We start from the raw sequence: 9,075 nt of genomic DNA, 5'->3' as shown, positions 1-9,075 counted from the left end.
AAATAGCTCTTTACGGGTTTTGCTGCGTTTACTGGTGAATTCGGTGTCGGCAAAGGAGAGCTGGTTCATGGTTGGCAGGAGGCGTAGTCAGATTAAGTCAGCTAGATTGTCTCACATTGCCGACTTGATCGCATGTTTGTTAGATATAAATGAGTCTTGCTGGTCTGATATCACGCTGTCAGACCTTGAGAACTACTTGTCCTATATTAGCTATCAAGCTAAACCTGATGGTAAACCTAAAAATTCAAATGCGTCTATTAGGAGGAAAATATCTAGCCTTAATTCTTTCTACAGATATCAAACATTCTATTCTGGTATCAATGTAACTCCACTTATTGTAAAAAAATATTACAAACAGAGATCACTAGTTACAGGCAAGCCGCGAAAACATGAACAATATTCCATCATTGAAGGAATACGAAAATCAAGTCTTGAAGGAAATATTAGAATAATCAATGAAGCGGATTATGTACTTTGCACAAAGCTTGCCGATAATTGAACATATTGCTTCCGAGGGGAACATGATGAATTCGAATCAAAAGCAAGGATCAGAGGCGCTGGCCGCTATAAATGCCCTATTTCCTGAAGCCGATATCATGACGCCTGCTGGCTACCTGTCTGCAGTGCGTAAAGGAGTCAGCGGTGAAACGCTTAGAACTATCGTGAATGCCGTCGGGGAGAGTGAGGTGATTGCAAAAACCATAGGGAATGACGTATCCATCCTTAGTAAAAGCTATCAATTGAAACGCCTATCGCCCATAGCATCAGATAATCTGATCGGTACGCTACGGGTGTATGTTAGAGCAATCATGATCTATGAGTCAGTGGACGTTGCAAAAGAGTGGATGAACACCTCCATACCTGCACTGGGAGGCGAAATACCAATTTCTCTGCTAGATACCCATGCTGGACGCGAACTGGTACACCTAACATTAAGGAGAATAGAGGCTGGAGAGTACGTGTAACTAGGCCCTAGCAGGTGACTTATAAGAAGCCAACTTGAGATTTGGGCTGATGTTTTGGTGGATTGCTTGCATTTCGTTGGGCGAACAATTTCTCGTCCGCTTTTGTGACCCGCTAATGTTCGCCAGTTGGTTCCGAATACGGTTGCCTGACTTATTCGTAGTATCCCCAACAACGAATATTTGAACGATATGTAAAGTATTTTGAACGCATAGCAAATTTGCCTTTTACTCACGCCTATACACTGACCTTATCCTATTAATATCTATATGAGGTCAATATTATGCCAGCTACAACTCAACACTTAATCATTGGTGCTACGGGTAAAACAGGTTCTCATGTGATACAAGGGGTCTAGCCGTAACGTTTTGGGAGTAGATATAAGATCGCTTACGACGCAACTGGCTGTTTGCTGATTCGTCACGTGGAGCGAACGCAAGTGCCACTTGCTACTCATTGATAGAAACCGCCAAAGCTAATGGCCTAGAACCATCGAGTTATATCCAATATGTACTCGACCACATCGCCAACGCGGATACTTTAGAAAAACTCGAAGCGCTATTACCCTGGAACAGGGCGAAAGCTGGCTAGACTAGCAGGGCAAGGCGAACCATTTTAGAGGGCGAATACAAGATCGCTTACTTCTTAATCGGAACAAAACGCATATTGGGCAGCCCTGCAGCCTCACATATGGCTCCGGCATCATTGCGGTCATTCTTGTCACTCTTACGATAAGGGGCGACAAACTGTGGGGCCATCATACGGACATCATGCCCCATCTTCTGAAGTTCTCTTGCCCAGTAGTGCGCACCGCCGCAACTCTCTATACCAACGACACAAGGTTCTTGTTGAATGAAGAATTCTAGTACTTTGGAGCGTTTAATGGTCTTCCTAATTAATACTTTTTCATCCTGATCAACAGCAAACACCTCAAAGACATTTTTTGCTAAATCCAAGCCGATACGCATACTTTTCATGGTGGACTCCCGCTATTTAATTTATTAACTCGCCTTCAATATGGCACAAGATGCTGGGATTGGGGGAGTCCATCCCATTTCACTAACAACCCCTTTGGAATTGATATTAATGACAGACACTAAGGGTTTTGTTTAGAGCTTTCCCTCTTCATATCGAAAGCTCTATATTCTTGAGCTACACGAGCATCCGTATAGTCCCCATCGACTGTATTTGAAATATGATCTTCTCCATCCAGCCCTTGGATATTATGAATGGAACTATTCCATAAATGTCTACCCTGAGATATCTCAATGAAATTACGCAAATAATCATCCAAGATGCCTCTTGAGGGACTTTCTATTTCTTCACTTAAAGCTCGAAGATAGTCATTTTTATTGGTTCTAGACCATTCAATACAAAAGCCAGCTCGATGACAAAGTTCACTATGAATAAGTAGCATTGTGCGCCCATTACCATCCAGGAAGGGATGCCCATATGCAAAGTACCCCATAACTTCTCCGGGCTTATTACGCATATATTCAATGTTCTGACCAATACGTAAACCTTCCTCTACAGCCCTACGTGCATCTCTAGGATGGCAAAACATTGTTCCGGCTTTTGAAACAGAACAGTTAGGTGCAGTAATTTGTCGATCTTGACCAGCCCAAGGATAAAATTCTTGAAACAATATTTTATGGACTTCTAAGAAGTCTTGATAACTTATCTCTTCTAGACGCTCTAAAAATACTAAAGCGTCATCTAAACCTGCACGAAACATTGTATGCTCAAGGTGACGAACTATTTCAGGGTCTTTTTCTTGAAACTTATTACGCAAATAGCCAGCCTGTTCAAAGTCTTTAAATGGATCGAACACCCTGTTTGCGCTCCCTTAAATAATTTACAGCTAAACTCGCTACTTCCTTTTTAGAAATTTTTCCAGCACGTTTCAATGCTACAAGTAAATTCTCGACACGATCACTTTTCACATAATCGCCAGCCAATCTAGTAACCGTTCCAGCCCATGAATCCATGGAGTTTTCTACATAGTGGACTTTATGTTGACGAGCTAGTTTCTCAACATAAGAGGCGACACTTTTATGCTTTTTAGCAAAGCGAGCCTGTCTTACTGACTTGACGCTACGAAACTTTATTTCCACGCCATTGATTACCATTTTTCGAGAGATTCTCGGAGTATCCGTCTCAATCACAACTTCTGAGGAACTCGAAGAATTTAGGTCTTTAGGGAATGTTTCTTTATGTAAAACAATACCAAGCTTTTCAGACGCTTCCGCTAGAACAGAGACTACATCCCCCGAGATCTGTATATCGCCGTTGACTTTTCTTGCTTTTGCAAACACTCCTGGAGCAAGCCGAGTAATGGTCCCATCTTCAATGAGAGCCTTTAACACATGAGTTACCTGAGTCTTGCTTCCTAATTGAGCAATTTCCTCACGAAGAACTACATTACCGACTCTACGCTTAATAGACTGACGCATACGAGTTTCAAGCTTCATGACAACACCTCACTATACATACCTCATTAATTTTAACAAATAAAACCGAAAACCTCAATTTTCCATTTAATTACAATAAGTTAACGCGTATTAAATAAAAACATACCGGCACTATATGTATTAAATAAAACCTATTTAAATCAATTATCTACGTCTAGAATCACCACACGAAATGTATTTATGGAAAGGTTAAGGACTTACCTCCCCACAAAGCTCGCTATCTCTTCGTTCCGTTCCCTTTGCTTCTCCTGGGCGTAGTCGACGTAATCCTCTACATCAAACGTGTGTTTCTCGGGGCCACGTTCTTGCCAGTCGGCGTGGGCCTGACGAGTTTCTTTCTGGTCTGACTCAGACAACTCACTAAAGCCCCCGTTCTGGTTTATCCATCCTTCTTGGCCGCCGAGGGAGTCACTGCCGAAAGATGGCGATTGACCATCGCTGTAGCCTGCCCCCTCTTGGTGTCCCATCGAATCACTGCCTGTGTCCATGCTTTCGCGGATAGATGAAGCCAAACGGCCACCAGCGGTTTGGCTAACTTTGTTTTGGAAACCACCCATTGCTTTAGAACCCATACCTTTGGCAAGGGCCGATGCGGTGCCGGCGGCTACACGACCAGCATTGGCAGCGCCAGTCATAAAGCCACTTGAAGTTTGAGCCTGCTCGCCAGAAGAGGCTTCGCTCTTACTCTCAGACACAGATTCTTCACTAGGAGCGTGAGACTCGACTCCAGAGAAGCCTGTAGCTTGAGCAAAAGGCGTTTCACCTATATCACTGCTACCTGCATCGCTATTTGAAGCGCTAGAGCTAGAACCACCAAACTCAGGCATCGGGCCTTCAGACATGCTCATTTGAGCTTTCTCAAAGGCAGCCTTCACGGCACTGGCTCCACCGACCATATTGGTTGCTCCAGACACAGCCGCTCCGCCAAGCGCTGCGCCGCCGGACATAACGGCTGCACCGGCTCTCACTGCCCCACCGATCAAGGCCCCCGCACCAAAGGAATTACCTGAGCTGGCCGCAGTTCCACCGCCAGGAATCAAACCCGCAATCACATTCGGCACAGAGTTAATCAATATCACCATGACCAGCGACACAACGAAGATCACTATCAATTCATCAAGGGGCGCGCCTTCTGATAAGTCAGCGTGGTAACCATCAATGATAGAAACAGCGATTCCTACTAGCAACGTCATGGTCATCAGCTTTAGTGCGATACCGGCGACACTGCGAAAGTAGTTCACCGCAATATCAGAGGTCCAACGAGAGCCACCAAAACCCAAGACAAAGATACCGGCGTAAGCAATGATCCAAGCAGTGATCAATGCTAGCAAGACGTTCGCGGCCACTATAGCCATACAAGCCAAGATAGCTAACGAGTTGAAAAAGATAGGTAAGTTGTCTATCGGACTGGTGACACGGTAGCTATCCACCGCCTTTGCCAGAATATCGAAAGCAATATCTATCGGCGTTGAGGGGTTCAGCCCTCTAGGCATTCCCGACGCCTCAGCTGCAACGTTACTCAATGAATCAATAATCGACATAGCGAACACCGGCCCATTAATCAGCAGCCACCAAAAGAAACCGGTTGTGATCGTGAAGCGGACAAACTCGGCAAAGAATTCACCGATGTCCACCTTACGTAATGCCATCATGTCAAAGGCCCAACCATTGAGATAACAACGAGCGTCCAAAACAGCCAGGTCGCATGATACGTAATCACAGACGCCCATGCCTGACTTGCCGTAGCGAAGCGGTCCGCCACATCATTGAGCACACCGCCTCGCTCTACTGCGGCAGAGGCATGTACCGATAACGTTCCCACGATGAGAGTTAAGTAAGCGTCCGGCCAACCACACCTTAATTCCTTTAATACCTTAGTTTACCGTCCTAGCTTTCTGGCTATGGCGGTGATTATGTTTGGCTTTTCTGACGCTCTACCGGTGGTTTTGATCTGTGGCGTAACCGATATGCGTAAGTCCATCGATGGTTTGGCTTACATCGTTGCTTATGATCTTGAGATGGAGCCCTGCAGTGAGAAACTATTTGTTTTTTGTGGCCGTCGGCGTGATCGACTCAAGATTCTGCATTGGTCTGCCAACGGTTTTTGGCTCCATTACAAACGACTTGAAAAGGGTACATTCAAGTGGCCTGGTATTGATGACGACGAGTTATCCCTGACTATCACATCAAGGCAATTAAATTGGTTGCTTGATGGACTGCCTCTCGATCTGTCGCAAGCACACCCTCATTTAATTTACCGCTATCACGACTGTTGATGCTAAGAAGTTTGGGTGTCGTGGTATAATCCACGTCATGATTAAAGCCCCAGATAATGACCTTCCAGATGATATTGAATTGCTCAAGAAGATGTTGCTTGAGCAAGGACAGCTGCTCGCTAAAAAAGAGCAAGAAGTTGCCCAATGGCAATCCCGTTATCATCATATCTTGGATCAATGGCGTTTGGCACAACAACGTCAGTTTGGTAAAAGCTCTGAGGTCTCACCAGGGCAAGGTGAGTTGTTTGATGAAGTTCAGGCTATCGAATCGGAACCTGACACAGCGACTGAATCCAGTTCTACGTCGTCAGCTCGCAAACAACCTAAACGCAAACTGCTACCTAAGGATCTTCCTCGTGAGACCATTGTCTTGGATATTGCCGATGAAGATAAAGTCTGCGATTGCTGTCAAGGTGAGCTGCATCGTATCGGTGAAGATACTTCTGAGCGTCTAGACTTCGTTCCTGCTCAACTAAAAGTTATTGAAACGGTACGTCCGAAGTATGCTTGTCGAGCATGTGATCAATCCGGTACCAGCGTTACTATTAAGCAACAAAATCCAGAACCCAGCTTGATTCCCAAAGGAATCGCAACGCCAAGTCTTCTTAGCCAAATCATTACCGGCAAGTTCCAATACAGTCTCCCGCTGTATAGACAGGAATCTTTATTCCAACAATATGGTATTGAGCTGAGTCGACGAACCATGTCTGACTGGATGCAGGCTTGCTCCAAGGCCTTGCAGCCCTTATATGATCGACTAAAAGACATCCTGCTAAAACAACCAGCGCTTCATGCAGATGAAACCACCCTCAATGTGATCCATGAGGATCGGTCTAGTTGCTACATGTGGGTGTATTGCTCCGGCACAGACTCACCTAAAACAAGCCCCATACCGAATATCGTGTTGTACGATTTTAGGCAAACACGTTCAGGCGCTTGTGCGAAAGCTTTTTTAGGTGATTATGCTGGTTATCTTCATGTTGATGGCTATGCGGCTTACAACCAAACAAAGGCAACTCTAGTTGGATTCCGAGTAGAAGAGGACGTTACCGCCCTCAACCCTCACAGACCCGGACGAGCGCAATTAACGCATCCGGTTCCTCATAACTATTGTTTCGCTGCTTGATGAGACATGTAGTATTGATGATAAATTTTGGGGGCAGCAAGTGGCAGTCGCCGTAGCAAGAGCGCAAAGCGTTTCCATGGGATGTAACTCTTTCGGGATCTCCGTCCCAGCCATTTATGCCATAGTCGTTGGGCCTTATAGTGCAGGCCACGTATGGATTTGCTGTTACCAGTGATGCCGAAGTAAGCATAGTGCCCAATCAAACGCTTGTTCAGGCGAGTCCACTGCTCTATCAATGGCCTGTGGCGATTGACTTTACAAAACAGGTTTATCGCTTTCAGAGCCTTTGCTAGACGACCTTTCGCCGTTTTCTGACGAACCACAAACTTTCCTAGCCTAGATTTACCCCAGTGGTGGGTAAATCCTAAGAAGTCGAAGTTAACCACTTTACCCCTCTGAATGTTCATTTTCCTATAACGGAATCTGAAGTCTACTCTTCGGGTTTTATCAGGGTGCAGAGTAAGACCATATTTAATAAATCGCTGGCCAAGAACTTTCTGCACTCGGTAGCAATCGCGATAATCTTCAAAGACCATGACAAAATCATCAGCAAAGCGCGTCAGACTACAATGACCTCTCATCCTAGGGCGTACCGCGCATTCAAACCACTCATCCAGCACGTAGTGCAGATAAATATTGGCTAGCAGGGGCGAAATTACGCCACCTTGCGGCGTCCCTTGCGAAGGTTTGGTTAACTGATTCCCTTCCAAAATCCCGGCACGAAGCCATTTATCGATCAATCTACGGATGACACCATCACGCACTCTCCGGTCTAGAAATTTACGCAAATAAGTATGATTTATGGTGTCGAAATATTTTTGAATATCGACATCCAGTATCCATTGACCGCGCTGTTCCATTATTTTGTCACGCACATACTGCAACGCCTGATGAGCTGAACGCCCGGGTCTAAATCCAAATGAAGCAGGATGGAAGTCCTGCTCGTAAATCGGCTCTAGCAGCATCACGACTGCTCTCTGGACGATTTTGTCCTCGAACGTTGGAATGCCAAGTGGACGTTGTTTACCATCACCCTTCGGGATATAAACCCGACGAATAGCAGGTGCGCGATAACGCCCACTTTTCACCCGGCAAAGCAGATCCTGGAGATTGCTCTCGAGGTTCTGTTCATACATCGTCGCCGTTACTCTATCCACCCCAACGGCTCCATCTTTACGAGTCAGTTGATAGGCAGTGAATAGCCACGCGTAATCAATATGATGATGCAGCGAGGTAAACGATACCTCAGCATGCTTTCTAGCCAGTTCGGCTATCTGTTGTTGTTTCGTTGACACGAACATAGGTTTCTGAGCACCTAATATGTTTCCCAATAACAGTTCAATAGTTACGATGCCCCCTTCCCTCGTTAGGGTCCTCTTGAGCAGAGTTCCCCTAAGTCAACGGTACTATGGGGCACTAAGACTTCCAGCATCGAATGCTCGCTCGCTTATGGATTCGCTTACGAGTTCCTGAATGTGCTTCCTGTTCGCTCTGCTAAGCTGGAAGCAAGACTTAGCAGCCTGGCTCTTTTCTACCATGAAGCCATTGGTTGGTTAATTCAGGTCGATACTGGACCTCACAGGTTCCTGAGAAATCCATCCTGTACCTTTGCCCTGGTCATAGATCCCGGCCGGATCGATTGCACCTCACCGAAGCGGTGCAAACAATGCGGACCCCATTCCCAACAAAATGAAGTCTCCAGCAAGAACATGATATCGAGACTCAATCCCACGGCTTCAGTACCCGCTGTCTACGCTTCATAAGCGGCGTTACCGACACCCATGCAAGACTCGCTTCTGGCTGATGGTTAGTCTTTACCACGAGGGAGTCGAACCCTCTGGATTTCAGCAAATAATTTCAGATTACATAAGTACTCCTCCCTTATTTTCAGGCTTAGCCTGTCGCAAGTTGGGCTCATGCTCGCCGAAAACTTAAAGAGTGCGAGCATTTACAACCAAAAGGTAAAGCAGGGACAGCGACGGTCGGGTTGGCAAAAATACAAAAGCTGTACGCGATTGAGTCTCAAGCCAAGCAGTTAGACACTGCGGAAGAGCGCTATGTGTTCCGCCAAGCTCATGCTCCGGCGGCCTTAGCAGACTACAAAGCATGGCTGGATAAAAACAGTCTGAAGAAACGACTGTAATCCCCCCGAAAAATGATTGGGGTTTTAAGTAGAGAGTTTTATGATCAATGTATCAGGAGCGATCTATGAAAAAGTCACGTTTTACCGAAAGCCAGA

Annotated in this window: 7 protein-coding genes and 4 pseudogenes; 6 read left to right on the top strand and 5 right to left on the bottom strand. The window is 45.8% G+C overall.

Translation table 11 applies throughout. The features are described 5' to 3' along the window. From FJM67_RS17680 to FJM67_RS16370, 3 genes and pseudogenes are all read left to right on the top strand, one after another. A partial coding sequence (locus FJM67_RS17680) for a hypothetical protein (RefSeq protein ID WP_456237916.1) occupies positions 1–499 on the top strand: 499 nt, incomplete at its 5' end. Between the two features lie 22 nt (positions 500–521). Further along, on the top strand, positions 522–965 hold the full coding sequence (locus FJM67_RS16375) for an antitoxin Xre/MbcA/ParS toxin-binding domain-containing protein (RefSeq protein WP_181161532.1): 444 nt from the start codon (positions 522–524) through the stop codon (positions 963–965). Between the two features lie 391 nt (positions 966–1,356). Next, positions 1,357–1,554, top strand: a pseudogene (locus tag FJM67_RS16370) (transposase domain-containing protein); the annotation flags it as partial. Positions 1,555–1,607: 53 nt separating this feature from the next. Here FJM67_RS16370 and FJM67_RS16365 read toward each other — a convergent pair. From FJM67_RS16365 to trbL, 4 genes and pseudogenes are all read right to left on the bottom strand, one after another. Further along, positions 1,608–1,940 (bottom strand): annotated as a pseudogene (locus tag FJM67_RS16365) (IS110 family transposase); the annotation flags it as partial. A 119-nt stretch (positions 1,941–2,059) separates the two neighbouring features. Beyond that, positions 2,060–2,794: a Fic/DOC family protein gene (locus FJM67_RS16360; RefSeq protein ID WP_140591628.1), complete on the bottom strand. Its 735-nt coding sequence runs from the start codon at positions 2,792–2,794 to the stop codon at positions 2,060–2,062. Continuing rightward, positions 2,778–3,434 carry a hypothetical protein gene (locus FJM67_RS16355; RefSeq protein ID WP_140591625.1) on the bottom strand — a complete coding sequence of 219 codons (657 nt, stop codon included), beginning with the start codon at positions 3,432–3,434 and terminating at the stop codon, positions 2,778–2,780. The genes FJM67_RS16360 and FJM67_RS16355 overlap by 17 nt, the downstream gene beginning before the upstream one ends. Before the next feature lie 197 nt (positions 3,435–3,631). Beyond that, the gene (gene trbL, locus FJM67_RS16350; RefSeq protein WP_456237915.1) at positions 3,632–5,164 is read right to left on the bottom strand and encodes a P-type conjugative transfer protein TrbL; all 1,533 of its coding nucleotides are present in this window, start codon (positions 5,162–5,164) and stop codon (positions 3,632–3,634) included. Between the two features lie 183 nt (positions 5,165–5,347). On the opposite strand from trbL, the gene tnpB reads away from it, so the two are divergent. After that, a complete protein-coding gene (tnpB, locus tag FJM67_RS16345) occupies positions 5,348–5,710 on the top strand; it encodes an IS66 family insertion sequence element accessory protein TnpB (protein WP_140591622.1) in 363 nt (120 codons plus the stop codon). 37 nt (positions 5,711–5,747) lie between these two features. Beyond that, positions 5,748–6,737: pseudogene (gene tnpC / locus FJM67_RS16340) on the top strand (IS66 family transposase); the annotation flags it as partial. A gap of 80 nt (positions 6,738–6,817) precedes the next feature. Here tnpC and ltrA read toward each other — a convergent pair. Beyond that, complete coding sequence (gene ltrA / locus FJM67_RS16335; protein ID WP_140591617.1) at positions 6,818–8,137, bottom strand: group II intron reverse transcriptase/maturase; 1,320 nt, start codon at positions 8,135–8,137, stop codon at positions 6,818–6,820. 620 nt (positions 8,138–8,757) lie between these two features. On the opposite strand from ltrA, the pseudogene FJM67_RS17570 reads away from it, so the two are divergent. Further along, positions 8,758–8,979: pseudogene (locus FJM67_RS17570) on the top strand (IS66 family transposase); the annotation flags it as partial. Between the last annotated feature and the right edge of the window lie 96 nt (positions 8,980–9,075).

The sequence above is a fragment of the Maribrevibacterium harenarium genome, assembly GCF_006385675.1.
GTDB classification, from domain to species: Bacteria; Pseudomonadota; Gammaproteobacteria; order Pseudomonadales; family Marinomonadaceae; genus Marinomonas; species Marinomonas harenarium.
Note: the sequence above shows the minus strand (reverse complement) of the source record. Positions and strands in the feature narration are given on the sequence as shown.